At 45.2% G+C, this 20,180-nt stretch carries 18 protein-coding genes; 16 read left to right on the top strand and 2 right to left on the bottom strand.

Annotated features, from left to right (window positions below; all coding sequences use genetic code 11):
• The first annotated feature begins 17 nt into the window (after positions 1–17).
• The 12 genes from nuoE (at position 18) to ICN18_RS10075 (ending at position 13,074) form a co-directional block, all read left to right on the top strand.
• A complete protein-coding gene (gene nuoE / locus ICN18_RS10130; RefSeq protein ID WP_216190398.1) occupies positions 18–524 on the top strand; it encodes an NADH-quinone oxidoreductase subunit NuoE in 507 nt (168 codons plus the stop codon).
• A complete protein-coding gene (nuoF, locus tag ICN18_RS10125) occupies positions 521–1,819 on the top strand; it encodes an NADH-quinone oxidoreductase subunit NuoF (protein WP_216190397.1) in 1,299 nt (432 codons plus the stop codon). The genes nuoE and nuoF overlap by 4 nt, the downstream gene beginning before the upstream one ends.
• A gap of 32 nt (positions 1,820–1,851) precedes the next feature.
• Entirely contained in the window at positions 1,852–4,167 is a 2,316-nt protein-coding gene (gene nuoG / locus ICN18_RS10120; RefSeq protein WP_216190395.1) for an NADH-quinone oxidoreductase subunit NuoG, read from the top strand.
• A gap of 8 nt (positions 4,168–4,175) precedes the next feature.
• The gene (nuoH, locus tag ICN18_RS10115; protein WP_216190393.1) at positions 4,176–5,249 is read left to right on the top strand and encodes an NADH-quinone oxidoreductase subunit NuoH; all 1,074 of its coding nucleotides are present in this window, start codon (positions 4,176–4,178) and stop codon (positions 5,247–5,249) included.
• A gap of 11 nt (positions 5,250–5,260) precedes the next feature.
• Entirely contained in the window at positions 5,261–5,752 is a 492-nt protein-coding gene (nuoI, locus tag ICN18_RS10110; RefSeq protein ID WP_215390996.1) for an NADH-quinone oxidoreductase subunit NuoI, read from the top strand.
• A gap of 20 nt (positions 5,753–5,772) precedes the next feature.
• Entirely contained in the window at positions 5,773–6,420 is a 648-nt protein-coding gene (locus ICN18_RS10105; protein ID WP_216190391.1) for an NADH-quinone oxidoreductase subunit J, read from the top strand.
• Positions 6,417–6,725, top strand: a complete 309-nt coding sequence (gene nuoK / locus ICN18_RS10100; RefSeq protein WP_114689749.1) for an NADH-quinone oxidoreductase subunit NuoK — start codon at positions 6,417–6,419, stop codon at positions 6,723–6,725. The genes ICN18_RS10105 and nuoK overlap by 4 nt, the downstream gene beginning before the upstream one ends.
• 2 nt (positions 6,726–6,727) lie before the next feature.
• Positions 6,728–8,788 (top strand): NADH-quinone oxidoreductase subunit L, encoded by a 2,061-nt coding sequence (gene nuoL / locus ICN18_RS10095; RefSeq protein ID WP_216190389.1) that lies wholly within the window; start codon positions 6,728–6,730, stop codon positions 8,786–8,788.
• Positions 8,789–8,812: 24 nt separating this feature from the next.
• A complete protein-coding gene (locus tag ICN18_RS10090) occupies positions 8,813–10,279 on the top strand; it encodes an NADH-quinone oxidoreductase subunit M (RefSeq protein ID WP_216190387.1) in 1,467 nt (488 codons plus the stop codon).
• 10 nt (positions 10,280–10,289) lie between these two features.
• Entirely contained in the window at positions 10,290–11,789 is a 1,500-nt protein-coding gene (gene nuoN, locus ICN18_RS10085) for an NADH-quinone oxidoreductase subunit NuoN (protein WP_216190385.1), read from the top strand.
• A 134-nt stretch (positions 11,790–11,923) separates the two neighbouring features.
• Positions 11,924–12,523, top strand: a complete 600-nt coding sequence (locus tag ICN18_RS10080; RefSeq protein WP_216190383.1) for an NUDIX domain-containing protein — start codon at positions 11,924–11,926, stop codon at positions 12,521–12,523.
• Between the two features lie 65 nt (positions 12,524–12,588).
• Entirely contained in the window at positions 12,589–13,074 is a 486-nt protein-coding gene (locus tag ICN18_RS10075) for a DUF1178 family protein (protein WP_216190381.1), read from the top strand.
• Positions 13,075–13,151: 77 nt separating this feature from the next.
• Here ICN18_RS10075 and ICN18_RS10070 read toward each other — a convergent pair whose 3' ends face one another.
• Positions 13,152–14,672, bottom strand: a complete 1,521-nt coding sequence (locus ICN18_RS10070) for a CoA-acylating methylmalonate-semialdehyde dehydrogenase (RefSeq protein ID WP_216190379.1) — start codon at positions 14,670–14,672, stop codon at positions 13,152–13,154.
• A gap of 164 nt (positions 14,673–14,836) precedes the next feature.
• On the opposite strand from ICN18_RS10070, the gene ICN18_RS10065 reads away from it, so the two are divergent.
• Together ICN18_RS10065 and ICN18_RS10060 are read left to right on the top strand one after the other, a co-directional pair.
• Positions 14,837–15,958 (top strand): NADH:flavin oxidoreductase/NADH oxidase, encoded by a 1,122-nt coding sequence (locus ICN18_RS10065; protein ID WP_216190377.1) that lies wholly within the window; start codon positions 14,837–14,839, stop codon positions 15,956–15,958.
• A 30-nt stretch (positions 15,959–15,988) separates the two neighbouring features.
• Complete coding sequence (locus tag ICN18_RS10060; RefSeq protein ID WP_216190375.1) at positions 15,989–16,963, top strand: Bug family tripartite tricarboxylate transporter substrate binding protein; 975 nt, start codon at positions 15,989–15,991, stop codon at positions 16,961–16,963.
• 9 nt (positions 16,964–16,972) lie between these two features.
• Here ICN18_RS10060 and ICN18_RS10055 read toward each other — a convergent pair whose 3' ends face one another.
• The gene (locus ICN18_RS10055) at positions 16,973–18,283 is read right to left on the bottom strand and encodes an amidase (protein WP_216190373.1); all 1,311 of its coding nucleotides are present in this window, start codon (positions 18,281–18,283) and stop codon (positions 16,973–16,975) included.
• Between the two features lie 78 nt (positions 18,284–18,361).
• On the opposite strand from ICN18_RS10055, the gene ICN18_RS10050 reads away from it, so the two are divergent.
• Positions 18,362–19,024, top strand: coding sequence for a SprT family zinc-dependent metalloprotease (locus tag ICN18_RS10050; protein ID WP_216190372.1), 663 nt, complete (start codon positions 18,362–18,364; stop codon positions 19,022–19,024).
• Positions 19,025–19,075: 51 nt separating this feature from the next.
• Entirely contained in the window at positions 19,076–20,167 is a 1,092-nt protein-coding gene (locus ICN18_RS10045; RefSeq protein WP_216860018.1) for a tartrate dehydrogenase, read from the top strand.
• Positions 20,168–20,180: the final 13 nt, after the last annotated feature.

The raw sequence follows: 20,180 nt of genomic DNA, 5'->3' as shown, positions 1-20,180 counted from the left end.
GTGCCAAGGATTATTTAATGACTACAACTCTTCAACTATCCGATAAAACAATGGCTGATATTCATCGCAATATCGCCAAGTACCCGCCAGAGCACAAACAGTCTGCGGTAATGGCTTGTTTGATTGCTGCCCAAACCGAGGTAGGTTGGGTGTCTCCTGAAGTCATCGAGACTATTGCTCAGATCTTAGAAATGCCAAGCATTGCTGTTGATGAAGTGGCGACTTTCTACAACATGTACAACACCAAAAAAATTGGTAAGTACAAATTGGTAATCTGTACGAATTTGCCTTGTCAGTTAACTCATGGCGAAACAGCTGCAACTTATTTAAAAGAAACATTGGGCATTGGCTACAACGAGACGACTCCATGCGGTACTTTTACCTTGAAAGAGGGTGAATGTATGGGTGCATGTGGTGATTCACCTGTGATGTTGGTGAATGACAAACGTATGTGCAGCTTTATGAGCAAAGAAAAGATCGATGCTTTGTTGAGTGAATTACGTGCAGAAGGGAAAGTAGCATGACCAGCTTGCACGATCGTCATATAAAGCCTTTAATCCTTGCTGGATTAAATGGAGACAACTGGCGTTTAAAAGATTACGAAAGCCGTGGTGGTTATCAACAACTTCGTCGTTTAATTAATGACAAAGTTGCACCAGATGCCATCATTGCAGAATTGAAAGCTTCCTCACTACGTGGTCGTGGCGGTGCTGGATTTCCAACTGGTTTGAAGTGGAGCTTTATGCCACGTCAATTCCCGGGGCAAAAATATTTAGTTTGTAATAGTGACGAAGGCGAGCCGGGTACATTTAAAGACCGCGACATCATGCGTTACAACCCACATGCATTGATCGAAGGCATGATTATTGGTGCCTACACCATGGGCATCACTACTGGTTACAACTATATCCACGGTGAAATCTGGGAAGTATATTCACGTTTTGAAGAAGCTCTTGAAGAAGCGCGTGCAGCTGGTTATTTAGGCGACAAGATATTGGGTAGTGATTTCTCCTTCCAATTACATGCTTCACCAGGTTGGGGTGCTTATATTTGCGGTGAAGAGACTGCACTACTTGAGTCATTAGAGGGTAAAAAAGGTCAGCCACGCTTTAAGCCACCTTTCCCTGCCAGTTTTGGTTTATATGGCAAACCAACAACGATTAATAATACTGAAACATTTGCTGCTGTGCCATTCATCCTGGCAATTGGTGGACAGGCCTATTTAGAGCTTGGTAAACCAAATAACGGCGGTACGAAAATCTTCTCTATCTCTGGTGACGTGGTTCATCCCGGGAATTATGAGATCCCATTGGGCACACCATTTGCTGAACTATTGAAGCTTGCGGGTGGAATGCGCGATGACATTCCTTTAAAAGCAGTTATTCCTGGTGGATCTTCATCTCCTGTTGTGCCTGGTGCCCAGATGATGGAGCTCACGATGGATTACGACAGTATTGCTAAAGCTGGATCGATGTTGGGTTCAGGTGCTGTGATCGTCATGAATGAAACACGTTGTATGGTTCGCGCATTAGAACGCTTGTCTTACTTCTATCATGAAGAATCATGTGGTCAGTGCACCCCATGTCGCGAAGGTACAGGTTGGTTATGGCGCATTGTTCACCGTATTGAACATGGCGAAGGGCGTCCAGAAGATTTGGATTTACTTAATGACGTAGCCGCCAATATTCAAGGTCGCACAATTTGCGCTTTAGGTGATGCAGCAGCGATGCCTGTTCGTGGCATGTTGAAGCATTACATGAATGAATTTGCGTATCACGTAGAACATAAGCGCTGCTTAGATTCTGCGAAACCTTTATAAAGATTTAGAGCACGGGATATCTAAAAGTGAGCATGGTAGAAATCGAATTAGATGGTAAGGCAGTGGAAGTTCCGCAAGGTTCGATGGTGATGCACGCCGCGAACAAGCTCGGCACCTACGTTCCTCACTTCTGCTATCACAAGAAGTTATCCATTGCGGCTAACTGCCGTATGTGCTTGGTTGAGGTTGAAAAGGCACCAAAACCTCTGCCTGCTTGTGCAACACCAGTTACCCAAGGCATGAAGGTATTTACACATTCTGCTAAAGCTGTTGAAGCACAACGTTCAGTAATGGAGTTTCTCTTAATTAACCATCCGTTGGATTGCCCAATCTGCGATCAAGGTGGTGAGTGCCAATTGCAAGACTTGGCTGTTGGTTACGGTAAGTCAAATTCACGCTATGACGAAGAGAAGCGTGTTGTATTTCATAAGAATGTCGGTCCATTGATCTCCATGCAGGAGATGACCCGGTGTATTCACTGCACCCGTTGCGTTCGTTTCGGTCAAGAAGTCGCTGGCGTAATGGAATTAGGCATGGTTAACCGTGGTGAGCATTCCGAGATCACCACCTTTGTTGGGCAGACTGTGGATTCAGAGTTATCTGGAAACATGATTGATTTGTGTCCTGTAGGCGCATTAACAAGCAAGCCATTCCGTTATGCAGCGCGTACATGGGAACTCGGACGTAAACGTTCAGTTAGTCCGCACGATAGCTTAGGTGCTAACACTACAGTTCAGACTAAAGCAAATAAAGTAATGCGTGTTGTAGCGCTTGAAAACGAAGCAATCAATGAATGCTGGATTAGTGATCGTGATCGTTTCTCCTATGAAGGTTTAAATAGCGCTGATCGCGTAACCACTCCAATGGTGAAGCAGGGCGGTCAGTGGTTGGAAACGGATTGGCAGTCTGCTTTGGATTACGTTGCACATTCACTCAAAACCATTTCAGCTGAAAGTGGTCCAGAGTCTATTGGCGCATTGGCTCACCCAATTTCTAGTACAGAAGAGTTGCATCTCTTGCAAAAGGTAGTGCGTGGCTTGGGCTCTAAACAAGTTGAGACGCGTTTGCGCCAAACTGATGTGAAGGCTGCTGCTACAGCTCCGTGGTTGGGTATGTCCGTTGCAAAGATCAATGAATTAGATCGCGTATTAGTTGTTGGCAGCTTTTTGCGTAAAGATCAGCCAGTATTGGCGGCTCGCATTCGTACTGCTAGCAAGCGTGGTTTACAAGTTACTCGCATTGATGCAGGTGGCGATGATTGGTTAATTACAAGCAGCGGCATTTCTGCGGCGCCAAGTGCATGGCTCAATGCATTGAGTGAAGTTGCCCTTGCTGTTGCTAAAGCTAAATCAGTAAGTGCACCAGCTGGTACCGCTAACTTAGCAGTTTCTCCTGCAGCGCAAAAGATTGCCGATAGCCTGCTCTCAGGTGAATCTACTGCTGTATTGCTTGGTTCTGCAGCCATTGCACATCAACACGCATCTGACTTGCATGTATTAGCTCAATTTATTGCTGAGCATACTGGTGCAACTTTAGGTTTCCTACCGGTAGGTGGAAATGCTGTTGGCGCATCCTTGGTGAATGCTAATGGTCCTGGTGTTGAATCAGTATTGTCTGGTGATCGTCGTGCTGTCATTTTGATGAATATCGAACCTGATTCTGATCTGCCTAACCCAATAGCGGCTCGTGCTGCATTGGCTAAAGCAAATACCGTGATTGCATTGAGCGCTTATAAGAGCGCTGATCTCATGGAAGTGGCTGATGTCATTTTGCCAATCTCTACATTTACCGAAACTGTTTCAACTTTTGTGAATTTAGAGGGCAGAGTTCAAACAGTTCAGCCTTCAGTGAAGCCCTTAGGTGATTCACGTCCAGCATGGAAAGTATTGCGTGTGCTTGGTGGATTGTTAGGTTTAGATGGCTTCTTGTTTAACGTTCCAGAAGAAGTCTTGGGTGAAGCGCTGGATGAGGGATATTGCACCCGTTTGAATAACAAGACTACAGGCGCGACCGTCAGCAATAGCAATACGGCCCTATCTAATGGTCTAGAGCGTCTAGCGGATGTCAATATTTACGCTGGTGATCAAATCGTACGTCGTTCATCAGCATTGCAACTAACACGTGACGCAAAGCGCGGTAATCAAGTTGGTTTAAATAAAAATACATTTGCTGATTTAGGTCTAAAAGAGGGTGATGCTGTTCGCGTTACTCAGGGAACCCAATCAGTTGATATGCCAGCAACTTTAGAAGTAAATCTAGCGCCAGGCGCCATCAGAGTTTCTGCTGGCACTATGGCTAGTGCGAAATTGGGATCCATGTTTGGTCCAGTAACTGTTAGTAAGGCATAAGGTAAGAGATGGATAATTTCTTGAACCTCGTTACCACCCAAGGCGAAGCTATTTTCGGCTCTCTATGGCCATTGGTTTGGGCTTTGGTACGCATCGTCATCATCGTGTTGCCAATGTTTGGTTGTGTAGCCTATCTAACCCTCTGGGAAAGAAAGCTGATTGGTTGGATGCACATTCGCCTCGGACCAAATCGTGTGGGTCCTTTAGGTTTATTGCAGCCAATTGCTGATGCATTAAAGCTTTTGATGAAGGAGATCATTGCTCCTGCACAAGCTAGCAAGGTTCTCTACTTCATTGCACCAATTATGGTGATCATGCCTGCATTTGCTGCATGGGCTGTTATTCCATTCCAAGCGAAGATGGTTTTGGCTGATGTGAACGCTGGACTTTTGTACATCATGGCAATTTCATCCATCGGCGTTTATGGTGTGATCTTGGCTGGTTGGTCTTCAAACTCAAAATATCCATTCCTTGGCGCTATGCGTGCATCAGCACAAATGATCTCTTATGAGATTGCGATGGGCTTTGCATTGGTTACTGTCTTATTGACATCCGGCTCATTAAATCTGAGCACGATTGTTGCCTCGCAAGAGCAGGGTTACTTTGCCAACATGGGCTTGAACTTCCTTTCTTGGAATTGGCTCCCATTGTTGCCAATGTTCTTGATCTACTTTATTTCTGGTGTTGCTGAAACAAACCGCCATCCATTTGACGTAGTTGAGGGTGAGTCTGAGATTGTTGCTGGACACATGGTTGAGTACTCAGGCATGTCTTTTGCTATGTTCTTCTTGGCTGAATACGCCAATATGATTTTGATTGCAGCCGTTGCTTCAATCATGTTCTTAGGCGGTTGGTTGCCAATTGTTGATTTACCAATCTTGCGCGATATTCCAGGATTCTTCTGGTTATTTGGCAAGACTTTCTTCCTGTTGTCCTGCGTAATCTGGTTGCGTGCTACATTGCCTCGCTACCGCTATGACCAAATCATGCGTTTAGGTTGGAAGATCTTTATTCCTATCTCAGTGTTCTGGGTGGTTGTTATCGGCGCGTGGGTTGTATCCCCATGGAATATTTGGAAATAAGTTGATTAATCATGTTTAAGAAAATTTCCCAATTCCTCGATAGCTTGATGCTTAAAGACATCTTGACTGGTATGTCCATTACTGGACGCTACCTCTTTAAGCCTAAGATCACGGTTCAGTATCCTGAAGAGAAAACTCCATTGTCGAATCGCTTCCGCGGTTTACATGCACTACGTCGTTATGAGAACGGTGAAGAGCGTTGCATTGGCTGCAAACTGTGTGAAGCGGTCTGCCCAGCATACGCAATTACCATTGAAACTGCTGAGCGCGATGATGGCACTCGCCGTACTAGCCGTTATGACATCGACCTTACAAAATGTATTTTCTGTGGCTTCTGTGAAGAGGCGTGTCCCGTAGATGCCATTGTAGAAACCAATATTTTTGAATACTTTGGCGATAAGCGTGGTGATCTGTATTTCACTAAAGACATGCTTTTGGCTGTTGGCGATAAGTACGAAAAAGATATTGCCGCTAACCGTGCAGCTGATGCACCTTACCGTTAATCGAATCGAGCTGAACTAATATGACATTCGATCCATCTACTTTATTTGCTGTTTTCTTTTACGGCTTTGCAGGTTTACTAGTTATTTCTGCTTTACGCGTAATCACGGCCCGTAACCCAGTCCATGCTGCCTTATTTCTAGTATTAGCGTTCTTCTGCGCATCTGGTCTTTGGATGCTTCTAAAAGCAGAGTTTTTAAGCTTGGCTCTGATTCTGGTTTATGTAGGCGCTGTAATGGTCTTGTTCCTGTTTGTCGTCATGATGCTCGATTTGGATTTAGAGCACCTTCGTCGCGACTTCAAAAAGTTCTTGCCAGTTGCCTTTTTAATGGGCGCTGTGATCGTCTTAGAGTTATCGATTGTGATTATTCGTAGTTTCATTGGCACCAATGCTCCAGTACAGCCGATGCCAGAAGAAGTGATGGCTAACAATACGCAAGCCTTAGGCATGTTGATCTTCGTTGATTATGTCTACGCGTTCGAAGTGGCTGGCGTGATCTTGTTAGTAGCGATTATTGCTGCTGTTGCTTTGACATTGCGTAATCGCAAAGACTCTAAAGCTCAAAATATCCATGAGCAGGTCAATGTAGTTGCTGCAGATCGTATGCGTATTGTGAAGATGGGTTCAGACATGGCAGCAAAGCAGGATGTAAGAGGGGAGAAGAAATGAATATCACTCTCGCTCACTATTTAGTGCTCAGTGCAATCTTATTTGCAACTAGTGTTATTGGTATTTTCTTAAACCGTAAGAATGTCATCGTTCTGCTGATGGCAATTGAATTGATGTTACTTGCGGTGAACATGAACTTTGTAGCCTTCTCTCATTATTTGGGTGATATGGCTGGTCAAGTATTCGTATTCTTTATTTTGACTGTGGCAGCTGCTGAAGCGGCTATCGGCTTGGCAATCTTGGTGGTGCTCTTCCGTAAGGTTGACACCATTAATGCTGAAGATCTTGACCACCTAAAAGGCTAGTCATGCAATTGACCTTAAACATTCCCGTACTCTGCGCAATTCCATTGGCGCCATTAGTTGGCTCCATCATTGCCGGCTTCTTTGGTACTAAATTAGGCGGTAACCGCATTGGTCATGGCGCAAGTCAGTTTGTGACTATCTTGGGCGTAACAATTGCTTTCGTGCTTTCTTGCAATGTTTTAGTCCAAGTAATGGACGGTTTCTATTTCAACGGTACTGTGTATCGTTGGATGCAGTTGGGTGAGCTCAATTTAGATATTGGCTTCTTAATTGATCCTTTAACTGCAACCATGATGTGTGTAGTGACCTTTGTGTCATTGATGGTTCATATCTACACCATTGGATACATGAATGGTGAAGAGGGTTACAACCGCTTCTTCTCCTATATCTCTTTGTTTACTTTTGCCATGTTGATGTTGGTAATGAGTAATAACCTATTGCAGCTCTTCTTCGGCTGGGAAGCAGTGGGTGTGGTTTCTTATTTGTTGATTGGCTTCTACTTTGAGCGCCAGTCTGCAGTATTTGCCAATATGAAGGCTTTCTTGGTAAACCGCGTAGGTGACTTTGGCTTCATCCTTGGCATTGGCATCTTGCTAGCGAGCACAGGTTCGATGCAATATGACGTGATCTTTTCGCAGAACTCAGCATTGGCTGCTCAAACTCTCCCAGGAACAAGCTGGAACTTGATGACAGTAGCTTGTATCTGTTTATTTATTGGTGCAATGGGTAAATCCGCACAATTCCCACTGCATGTTTGGTTGCCTGATTCAATGGAAGGTCCAACCCCTATCTCCGCATTGATTCACGCGGCAACCATGGTTACCGCAGGCATCTTCATGGTGTCACGTATGTCACCATTGTTTGAGCTATCAGATGCGGCATTGAGCTTCATTTTGGTGATTGGCTCTATTACTGCACTCTTTATGGGTTTCCTTGGCATTGTTCAAAACGATATTAAGCGTGTTGTTGCTTATTCCACCTTGTCTCAGTTGGGATACATGACTGTTGCACTTGGCGTATCAGCTTACCCAGTTGCTATCTTCCACTTGATGACTCACGCTTTCTTTAAAGCGCTCTTATTCCTTGCGGCTGGTAGCGTAATTCTTGGTATGCATCACGAACAAGACATGCGCAAGATGGGTGGTCTCTGGAAATACATGCCGATTACGTGCCTCATGATGTTGTTGGGTAACCTGGCTTTAGTAGGTACACCATTCTTCTCCGGCTTCTATTCAAAAGATTCCATTATTGAGGCGGTTGCTGCTAGCCATATCCCAGGCTCTGGATTTGCTTATTTTGCTGTAATGGCTAGCGTATTTGTTACCGCTTTGTATTCTTTCCGTTTGTATTTCTATGTATTCCATGGCAAAGCACGTTGGGGTCATGACGATGCCCACGCGCACGATCATCACCATGATCATGCGGAGCAGGGTGATGATCGTGCTCACCATGGTTTGGCACCAGGCCAGAAGCCACACGAGTCTCCATTTGTTGTGACTCTGCCTTTAATTCTTTTGGCTATTCCTTCGGTGATCATTGGTTTCTACACAATTTCGCCTTTGTTGTTCGGAACATACTTCGGTGATTCCATCTTCATTGATTTAGCTCGTCATCCAGTGATGAAAGAATTGGAAGATGAATTCCATGGCCCGATTGCGATGGCTATTCATGCATTTACCTCTCCAGTATTGCTATTGGTAGTTCTTGGTGTTCTGACTGCAGCTATTGGATACCTGTGGGCACCAAAGTTACCGGGTAAAGTTGCAGAAGCATTTGCGCCTATTAAAAAGTTATTCGATAACAAGTACTATCTCGATGAAATCAACCAGGCTGTATTTGCCAAAGGCCTCATTTGGATTGGTAGTTTCTTGTGGCATCGCGGTGATCAAAAAATCATCGACGGATTCTTTGTTAACGGCAGTGCGCATGCAGTAGGGCGCTTTGCTGGAGTAATACGTCATTTGCAATCCGGTTATCTCTATCACTATGCCTTCGCAATGATTGCTGGCCTAGCGGTATTGCTTGCTTGGGTTTTGTACGCTTACCTGCCTTTTGTTCGCTAGGCCTTTGTTACTTAAGTAGCCACTATGATTCTTTCTTACGCCATTTGGACCCCAATTGTCTTTGGACTCATTATTTTGTTCTATGGGTCCGAGAAGCCAACTGCCGGCGTACGCTGGTTAGCGCTTGTTGGTGCCGTGCTCGGCTTTATCGCAACTCTTCCATTGGTGATTAATTTCGATATCGCTAATTCTGGAATGCAGTTTGTAGAAAAAATTAGCTGGATCCCGCGTTACGACATTAACTACTACCTGGGCATCGACGGTATTTCTGTTTGGTTTATTGTGCTTACCGCCTTTATCAACATCATTGTGGTGATAGCTGCTTGGGAAGTGATTGAAACCAAGGTGTCGCAATACATGGCTTCATTCATGATCCTTTCTGGATTAATGATTGGTGTATTTTGCGCGCTTGATGCCTTGCTGTTCTACGTTTTCTTTGAGGCTACGCTTATCCCGATGTACATCATCATTGGTGTGTGGGGTGGTCATAACCGCATTTATGCTGCCTTCAAATTTTTCTTGTACACATTGCTTGGCTCTTTATTAACTTTGATTGCCATGCTGTACCTGTATAACGTGACCAATACCTTTGATATCTTAGCTTGGCAAAATGCCCGCTTAGACATCGTAGAGCAGATCTTATTGTTTGCTGCATTCTTCATGGCGTTTGCGGTGAAGGTTCCAATGTGGCCATTGCATACTTGGCTGCCAGACGTGCACGTTGAGGCGCCAACAGGCGGCTCAGTAGTGTTGGCTGCGATTATGTTGAAACTTGGTGCTTATGGTTTCTTACGCTTCTCATTGCCGATTGCTCCAGATGCAAGTCAATACCTCGGCCCATTTGTAATCTTCTTATCTCTCGTTGCTGTGATCTACGTAGGCGCAGTTGCTTTGGTACAGAAAGATATGAAAAAGCTGGTTGCATACTCATCAGTAGCGCATATGGGTTTTGTGACATTAGGCTTTTTCCTTTTTAGTCCATTGGGCATAGAGGGCGGCATTGTTCAAATGATTTCACATGGCTTTGTAGCTGGTGCAATGTTCTTGTCTATTGGCGTACTTTATGACCGCATGCATACCCGTCAGATCGCTGATTACGGTGGCGTAGTTCATCGCATGCCTGCATTTACTGCTTTTGCTGTGTTGATGGCAATGGCTAACTGCGGTTTACCTGCAACCTCCGGTTTCGTAGGTGAGTTCATGGTTATTTTGGCGGCGGTTGATTACGATTTTGTGATCGGCATCTTGGCTGCTACCGCGTTGATTCTTGGCGCCGCTTATTCACTTTGGATGGTCAAGCGCGTATTCTTCGGCACCATTAATAATGCCCACGTTGAAGAATTGAAAGACTTGAATTGTCGTGAGTATTTCTTGATGGCTGTTTTATCTATCTGCGTAATTGGCATGGGTGTTTATCCAAAACCATTCACGGACATTATTCATCCAGCTGTAATTAATCTGCTGCAGCATGTTGCTGTTAGCAAACTCTGAGTAAGTACAAATGCAAGCATTCGATCTATACGCCATCCTGCCGGAACTTGTTTTACTCGTAGCAACTTGCTTACTATTGGTTGCTAGTGTTTATGTTCGCGAGAGAGTGACATCCACACCTGGTGTTGAACAGGACATCTTCCATACTCCACGCGGAGTTGGTTTTGTTTATTTCTTCTCACTGATTTTATTGGCCTATCTCATTTTTGCTTTTGTAGGGCGCATGGGTGATCCTGCTCTAGTGGCTATGAATGGTTTATTTCAGTCAGACCCATTCTCAAACTTGCTTAAGGCTTGTTCTTGTATCGCTGTATTGGTAAGTCTGATTTATTCCAAGCAATACTTAATGGATCGCGCTTTGTTCCGTCCAGACTTTATTGTTTTGGCTTTGCTTGCCTTGCTTGGTCAGTTCGTACTAATCTCGGGTGCAAATCTGCTTACTTTGTACCTCGGCCTTGAATTGATGGCGTTACCAACCTATGCTCTGGTTGCTATGCGTCACAGTAGTGAGAAGAGTGTTGAAGCTGGTATTAAGTATTTCATCTTAGGCGCATTAGCTTCTGGATTCTTGCTCTATGGCATGTCAATGTTGTATGGCGTAACAGGATCTTTAGATTTGATCGAGATCTTTAAGGTTGTAGCTGATCCACGTGTAAATCATTTGGTAATGGCATTTGGATTAGTGTTCATCGTTGCTGGATTGGCCTTCAAATTGGGTGTTGTGCCATTCCACATGTGGGTACCGGATGTGTATCAAGGTGCACCTACAGCTGTCACTTTGATGATCGCTGCTGCTCCAAAGTTGGCTGCATTTGCTTTGTTATTCCGCTTATTGGTAAATACCTTATTGCCATTGCTGGGTGACTGGCAGCCAATGTTAGTGCTACTGGCAGTTCTATCATTAGTCGTTGGTAACGTAACTGCGATTGCCCAAACAAACGTCAAGCGCATGTTGGCTTACTCAGCAATTACGCAAATGGGCTTTGTACTCCTGGGTATGCTCTCTGTATTTGACGATCATGCATTTAGTGCATCTATGTTCTATGCAATTACCTATGTGTTAACAACACTTGGTACTTTCGGTTTATTGATGGCTTTGTCACGCAAGGGCTATGACTGCGAAACCCTGGATGGCTTAAAAGGTTTGAACAAAAATCACCCATGGTTTGCTTTTATTGGTTTGGTCATGATGTTCTCTTTAGCTGGTATTCCGCCTACAGTAGGCTTCGCGGCTAAGTTGGGTGTATTGGAAGCCCTAGTTGATGCTGAGCACACTTTCTTGGCTGTAATCGCTGTAATCGCCTCATTGATTGGCGCGTTCTACTATCTCAGAGTGGTTAAGGTGATGTACTTCGATGAACCTGCGCATGAAATCACTGTTTCTGGATCTGGTTTCGCTAAAGGAATCTTGAGTCTGAATAGTATTTTGGTGCTGGTGATTGGTATTGTTCCTGCAGGGCTGATGAGCCTTTGTTTGGATGCGATGCGTCGCACCTTATTGGGATCCTAAAGGAATTGAATGTACTAATAAAGGCTCCTTATGGAGCCTTTATTATTTAGAGCCATGAAAATGACATCTAGAATTATTAAGATGGCTTATTGAGTTTTCTTATTAAACCCAACCTAGATAAATTCCCAAGAACCATGACTGAAAAATCATTTAATGACCTCCCATCTGGTGATGCACATTTGCGTGAAGAGCGCATCTCTGGTGAAGATATTTACGGCGGCATCTTTTTAAAGATGAAGCGAGATCAGGTCTCACTTCCTGATGGTGAAACAGCTGTGCGTGAGTATTTAACTCATCCTGGGGCCGTAGCGATTGTTGCGATCTTAGACGACGGTAGGGTTCTTCTCGAGCGCCAGTATCGCTATCCAATTGCAAAAGCTTGTTTAGAAATCCCCGCTGGGAAACTAGATCCTAGCGAGGATCATTTGGTGTGCGCAAAACGTGAACTCGAGGAAGAGACCGGCTACACAGCAAAAAAATGGAGTTTTATCCGGCGCATCCATCCAGTCATTTCGTATTCAACTGAGTTTATTGACATCTATTTAGCTGAAGAATTGGTGCCTGGTAACAGTCATCTTGATGATGAAGAGTTTTTAGATGTCTTTGCAGCACCATTAGAGCAGTTGATAGGGTGGATAGAGGGTGGCGAGATTACTGACGTTAAAACCACTATTTCGGCCTATTGGCTGGACCGCTACCGCAGGGGACTAGTAAAGCCACACCCAATCGACTAGGGTTGTTTCAAACCCGATTAAAATAGGGGTATTGAATTTATAGCTTTTGCCCTTATATACGTTTTATGAAAGTTTATAACTTAGCCTGCCCGCTTGACCATCGTTTTGAAGGATGGTTTGCCTCTGAAGAGGATTATCTTGCCCAGCAAGATAAGAGCATGCTTTCTTGCCCAGTATGTGACAGTGTAGAAATCACTCGCATGCCGTCAGCCCCTCATATCGCAAAGTCTTCATCTACTGAGTTAGCAATACCTAAGACTGAAGCCGAAAACGTCAGTGGCGGCGTTGTTGCTCTCACAGGAAGTGATCATTCTCAACTTGAAGCGCAGGTACAAGCAGCCTTTTTAAAAGGAATGCGAGAGCTGATGGGTCGCTCAGAAGATGTTGGGAATTCTTTTGCGGATGAAGCCAGGAAGATTCATTACAAAGAATCTCCTGAAAGAAGCATTCGCGGTCAAACTACTCTAGATGAGGCTGAGGCTTTAAGGGAAGAGGGTATCGATGTATTGTCGTTGCCTATGATGCCTGCTTTAAAAAATACACTTCAGTGATTACTTCAAACGGAAAAATCTGGTGAGTAAATAAAAAAGCGATCCGAAGATCGCTTTTTTGCTTTCCACACCAAAGATTACTTGGAAGTAGGCATCACAAACTCTGCCCCTTTAGCAATGCTCTCAGGCCAGCGCTGCATCACACTCTTTTGCTTGGTGTAGAAACGCACACCTTCTTTGCCGTATGCATGCATATCGCCAAAAATGGATTTCTTCCAACCACCAAAGCCATGCCATGCCATAGGTACAGGAATAGGTACGTTAATACCAACCATGCCTACCTGGACGCGACGAGCAAACTCACGGGCAATATTGCCATCGCTGGTGAAGCAAGCAACACCGTTGCCAAACTCACAGGAGTTAACCAAATTGAGGGCTTCTGTAAAGTTGGCAACCCGCAAGCAAGATAAAACTGGCCCAAAGATTTCTTCTAAATAGATCTTCATATCTGGTGTGACATTGTCAAATAATGTTCCACCAATAAAGAAGCCATTCTCGTTGCCAGGTACCTTGAATCCACGGCCATCAACAAGAAGTTTTGCACCGGAAGCTACGCCAGCATCAATATAGCCAGTAATGCGCTCAAGGGCTGCTTTAGTAACAATGGGACCCATTTCAGCATCAAGTTCCATGCCATCTTTAACTTTTAGAGTCTTGGTGCGCTCAATTAGTTTAGGCATAATTTTTTCTGCAACATCACCAACCAATACTGCTACGGAAATCGCCATGCAGCGCTCACCGGCAGAGCCGTAGGCAGCACCAACCAAAGCATCAATTGCCTTATCGATATCCGCATCAGGCATGATGACCATATGGTTCTTAGCGCCACCCAAAGCTTGTGAACGCTTGCCAAAGTGAGCGCAACGCTCATATATGTAATTCGCGATTGGAGTAGACCCTACAAAACTCACCGCTTTAACGTCTGGATTTTCGATTAAGGCATCAACTGCTTCTTTATCGCCTTGAACAACGTTAAATACACCGTCAGGAAGACCGGCTTCTTTAAGTAGCTTGGCCATAAATAATGATGCGGAAGGGTCTGTTGGGCTAGGCTTGAGGATGAAGGTGTTGCCGCAAGCAATCGCCACCGGGAACATCCACATTGGAACCATTACAGGAAAGTTAAATGGAGTGATTCCGGTAACCACACCTAGAGGCTGACGCATTACCCAGTTATCGATACCAGTAGAAACCTGTTCTGTGTAGTCGCCTTTAAGTAACTCAGGGATGCCAGTAGCAAATTCAACGATCTCAATACCGCGCGTAACTTCGCCTTGTGCGTCTGTAAAAACCTTGCCATGCTCAGCCGTAATGATGGCCGCCAATTCGTCTCGATTAGCATTTAAAAGTTCGAGATACTTAAACATGATGCGTGAACGACGCAGAGGACTTGTTTGACTCCAGGTCTCAAAGGCTTTTTGAGCTACAGCAACTACAGCATCGACCTCCTTGCGGCTGGCAAGGGCAACTCGGCGGGCTACAGCGCCTTTGGTTGGGTTATAAACATCAGCAAAACGACCATCTTTAGGGTTAACAACAGTGCCGCTAACGAAATGGCCGATATCTTCTTTTGATTCAAAGGCTTGAGGTGCGTTCATAGTCTCTTGTAGTGAGTGTTTTCAAAGGTTTTGGGTAATAAAGTCATTTGGCATCAAGGCCTGCACAACTTCACTGTCTCGTATATTCTGCTTTTTAAGTATTCTATCGCTTTACGGCAATTTTCGTATTTTTGCCCTCATTTTGGGCTTTTTTAAGGCATTCCATGAGTCTTTTATTCTCCACATACACCCTAAGTTCCCCGAGAGGCCCTTTAGAGCTGGCCAACCGGATTGTCGTTGCCCCCATGTGCCAATATTCGGCAAATAACGGTGAGGCTACTGATTGGCATTTAATGCACTGGGGTAATTTACTGAATAGCGGTGCAGCACTGTTCATTATTGAGGCTACCGGGGTTAGTCCAGAAGCTCGAATTACACCTGCCTGTCTCGGTTTATGGGATGACCGTACTGAAGCAGCTTTAAAAGATAAATTATGGCGTGCTCGTGCTTTAGCTCCAGCGACACCAGTTTTCATACAGCTTGCTCACGCCGGTCGTAAAGCTTCAAGTGCTACCCCTTGGGATGGTGGTCAATTACTGGCTAAAGATCAGGGTGGTTGGGAAACTTTAGCGCCTTCAGCCATTCCGCAGCTCGATGGCGAACGTCCTCCTCACGAATTAAGCAAGGCTGAATTAAAGAAATTAATTGATGACTTTGTGTCATCAGCAAAACGTGCAGATCGTATTGGAATCGATGGAATTGAATTGCATGGTGCACATGGTTACTTGCTGCATCAATTTTTATCGCCAATTGCCAACCAGCGCACTGATGAATATGGCGGCTCATTTGAAAGCCGAATCCGTTTCCCCTTGGAGCTATTTGCAGCAGTGCGTTCAGCCTATCAAGGTGTGCTTGGCATTCGCATTTCCGCAAGCGACTGGATAGAGGGTGGTTGGACGCCGCAAGAGACAGCTGATTTTGCTAAGCAACTAAAACCACTTGGATGTGATTTTGTTCATATCTCTTCTGGAGGTATTTCGCCTAAGCAGAAGATTGCCATTGGGCCAAACTACCAAGTGCCCTTTGCAAGGATCGTTAAAGAACAATCAGGTTTGCCAACCATGACGGTAGGCTTGATTACTGAACCCCAACAAGCTGAAGATATTCTGCAGGCAGGTGATGCGGATCTGGTTGCTCTAGCAAGAGCATTTTTATATAAACCTCGCTGGGGATGGGAAGCTGCTGCAGCTTTAGGCGGTACCGTTAACGCAAATGAACGCTATTGGCGTTGTTTGCCTCGTGAAGCGCAGGCTGTCTTTGGCGATGTCAAAGTAGGGCAGCGATAAATACTAAAAAATAATTAGCTGGAGACAGAAATGAAAAAATATTTAGTGATTCGTAACGTAATTGCAACGCTTGGTTTGAGCATCGTTTGCTCAGTCTTTGCCCAATCTTTTCCTGATCGACCTATAACTCTGGTGGTGCCCAATCCGCCGGGTGGATTGGTGGATACCTCAGCTCGGCTTTTGAGTGAGCCTCTAACTCGTGTGATCGGTCAGCCAGTAGTGGTTGATAACAAGCCTGGGGCTAGTGGAAACACTGCCTACCAATATGTTGCCAAAGCAAAGCCGGATGGCTATACCTTGTTAATTTCCTATTCTGGATATCACGTTGGCAACCCATCTCTATTTGACAAGCTTCCTTGGGATCCGATTAAAGACTTTTCACCGATAGCCTTGCTAACAGTTTCAACCAATGTGATTGCAGTGCACCCATCGGTGCCGGTCAATAATCTCAAAGAATTCATTGCGTACGCAAAAGCAAATCCAGGCAAGCTCAATTACGCATCACAGGGCAATGGCTCTGTATCGCATATTGGTACTGAGATTTTTAAACAAACGACCGGTGTGGATATGGTTCATGTTCCTTACAAAGGTTCTGGCCCAGCGATTCAGGATGTTTTGGCAGGTCAAGTGCAAGTGTTTATTAGTACGCCACCTTCGTTAATGCAGCATGTCCAAAGCGGCAAGCTAAAGGGTCTCGCCGTAACGGGGAAAAACCGTCATCCTGGTATGCCCAATGTTCCAACGACTGCTGAAGCAGGTTTACCATCGTTTCAGCTAGAGTCCTGGGTTGCTTTGTACGCTCCAGCTGGAACTCCAGCACCAGTAGTGGCCAAGTTAACGGATGCGGTTAAACAGAGCCTTGCGATGCCCGAAATTAAAGAGCGTGCAGATGCTGCTGGAGTTGAGCTTCGTTACTTGGGCCCAAATCAAACCGATGCATTGGTAAAGAAAGAGCTTCCATTCTGGAGTAAGGCTATTAAAGCTGCGCACATTACCTTAGATTAAATGAGTGGCCTATGCCTGATCTCGCAATGTGGGGTCAGGCAACGCCAAAGCAAAAGCTCGTGCAGCACTTAGCAAGAAATGATCTTTGCCTGGGCCTGCAATCAGCTGAATTCCAACTGGTAACCCATTAGGTCCAGTTGCCACATTGATATTGATACATGGCAATCCTAATAGCGTCCATCCACGACAAAAAATAGGATCTCCCGTTCCATCTTTTATGTTTGGTGCCTCGCCTATAGCGCTTGGCGCAATCAAGATGTCAATCTCGTCATTGAATAAATCTGCTACTGAGGCTTTTGCCTTAATCGCAAGCTGTAAATCTTTAGCGTATTGCTCGTAGCTAATTTCTGCGCCGTCGCTTAGTTGCTTGGCTAGTTGGGGGCTTAATTTTTTTGCGTGGTGTACGCGCTCGAACAATAAGCTACGAGACATCTCAGAAAGCATGATCCGACTTTGAGCCTGAGTAAGGCCATCACAAGCTTTGGGTAACTTAAGATCGTCAACAGCACCCTTGGAAATGCTTTCAGCCGCATGACGTGCCACAGCAAGCGCAGTTGCAGTTTCTTTTTGCGCTGCAGACCAGTTGGATGTTTTACAAATGGCAATACGGGGTTTATTTTGCAGCGTTTCGATTTTTGCAAGGCGAAGATCTCCGCTCATTGCTGCAACACCCAGGCCAACATCTTCGATGGTTCTACCAAAGCAGCCCATAGTATCCAAAGTTACAGATAGACTTTTAATGCCCGCAATGCTGACTTTGCTGTGACTGGGTTTAAAACCAACTACGCCACAAAATGAAGCTGGGCGAATAATCGACCCGGCGGTTTGACTGCCTGTTGCTAATGGAACCATAAAGTCGGCTACAGCTGCCGCGGAACCGCTAGAAGATCCGCCAGGAGTATGTTTTGAATGATGCGGGTTTGTGGTGACGCCGCTTTTAAAGGCTGCAAATTCTGTTGTGACAGTCTTACCCAAAATAATGCCGCCCGCCTGACGCATTAATGCAACTGATACGGCATCTGTAACTGGATAATGGTTTGCGTAAATAGGGGAGCCATAAGAGGTAGGCAAGTCGTAGGTGTCATATAGATCCTTAACGCCGATAGGCAAGCCGTGCAGAATGCCCTGAAATGCCCCTTTATCGAGCTGTTTTGCGCGAGATAGGGCGTTCTCCTTGCCAAGGCTAGTCCATGCCTTTACGAGGCTCTCTTTTTGGCCTATGCGGTCTAAGCAGGAAAGCAATAAATCGGAAGCTTTAATATCCCTTTTTGACAGGGCTTTGATTGCTTGTGTGGCGCTGAGGCTTTCGAGATCTTTCATGCATCCATTCTACTTATGGTGGCGTATGATCGCAATTTAAGCCTTTTTGTTCCAGATTGACGATAGAAGATAAGTTAGATGAAGCAACATACAGTACGTGAAGCTTGGCTAGAAGACGCCGTTAGACACCTAGAGCCCGTGTTCTCCAAAGCCGGTTATGCAATTCCTCCTGTCAGGGTTTCCTGCGGCTTTCCAGCCTCGAGCAGCCCTAGAACAACCCTTGGTCAGTGTTGGCCCCGTGAGCGCTCTGGCGGTGGCGTAAATGAGATTTTTATCTCCCCAAAATTAGACGAGCCAGTCCAGCTCTTAGATACCTTGGTCCACGAGCTCTGCCACGCTGTAGACGATTGTTTTAGTGGGCATGGCGAGGATTTCAAGGGGATTGCGCAAACGGTTGGACTCGAAGGTCCGGCTAGAATGGCGCACGCCACAGAAGAGTTGACCGTGAAACTCATGATGATTAGCCAGGAATTGGGCCCATATCCACACCAAGCTATTGTTTTCCCCCCACCTAGACCTAGTAATGCCAGTCGCAGCAAAGCCAAATGTGGTCAATGTGGATACGAGGTCACCTTGCTAAAAAAATGGGCTAGCTATGGCGCACCAATCTGCCCCAAGGACAATATCCGTATGCTAGAAGCGGTGCCGGAGACTATTGAAAATACCAGCGATTACGATAGTGAATCAGTTGAAAAAGGTAGTAGAAAAGCACCAGATGAGATCCGCAGGGCAATCAGTTAATAATTTGTAAAATTCATTTTCAACATAAAAATATAAAGAGACTTATTCATCATGAACGCAAAGAAAATTTTTAAGAATCCAAAAATTGCTGTTATTCCAGGTGATGGTATCGGCAAAGAAGTGATGCCAGAGGGCGTGCGCGCATTAGAGGCCGCTAATCGCAAATTTAATCTGGGTATGCAGTTCGATCATTTCGATTTCGCAAGTTGCGATTACTACCTTAAACACGGCAAGATGATGCCGGATGATTGGTTTGATACGCTCATGAAGTACGACGCAATTTTCTTTGGTGCTGTAGGGATGCCAGATATTCTTCCGGACCATGTTTCCTTATGGGGTAGTTTGATTCAATTCCGTCGCGGGTTTGACCAGTACGTTAACTTACGCCCAGTACGTTTACTGCCGGGAGTTCCATGCCCACTGGCTAATCGCAAACCTGGGGATATCGATTTCTTTGTAGTGCGTGAGAACACTGAAGGTGAATACTCCAGTGTTGGCGGCAAGATGTTCCCAGATACTGATCGCGAGTTTGTGATTCAGGAGTCTATTTTTACAAGACAGGGCGTTGACCGTATCTTGCAATACGCGTTCGACTTGGCACAGAGCCGTCCTAAGAAACACTTAACTTCCGCAACTAAATCTAACGGCATTGCTATCACTATGCCTTATTGGGATGAGCGTGTAGAAGCAATGTCTAAGAAGTTCGCAGACGTGCGTACCGATAAATATCACATCGATATTTTGGCCGCTCACTTTGTTATGAATCCCGATCGATTTGACGTTGTAGTCGCAAGTAATTTATTTGGAGATATCCTTTCTGATTTGGGTCCTGCATGCACTGGCACCATTGCTGTAGCGCCTTCCGGCAGCATTAACCCAGAAGGTAAGTTCCCATCTTTATTTGAGCCAGTTCATGGTTCAGCGCCCGATATCTTCGGCAAGATGATTGCTAACCCAATTGGTCAGATTTGGAGTGGGGCGATGATGCTTGACCACCTTGGCTATCCAGAAGCAGGAAAGGCAATATTTAATGCCATTGAAAAGGTATTGGCTTCAGGCCCTGGGCACGCGCCTTTAACTCCGGATTTGGGCGGCACTGCTAAAACGGATGATTTGGGTAAGGCAATTGCCGCAGCAATCTAAGAAATAGCTAATG

The organism is Polynucleobacter parvulilacunae, assembly GCF_018881715.1.
Lineage (GTDB): Bacteria > Pseudomonadota > Gammaproteobacteria > Burkholderiales > Burkholderiaceae > Polynucleobacter > Polynucleobacter parvulilacunae.
The sequence above is the reverse complement of the archived record's forward strand: the minus strand, read 5'-3'. Positions and strand labels throughout refer to the sequence as shown.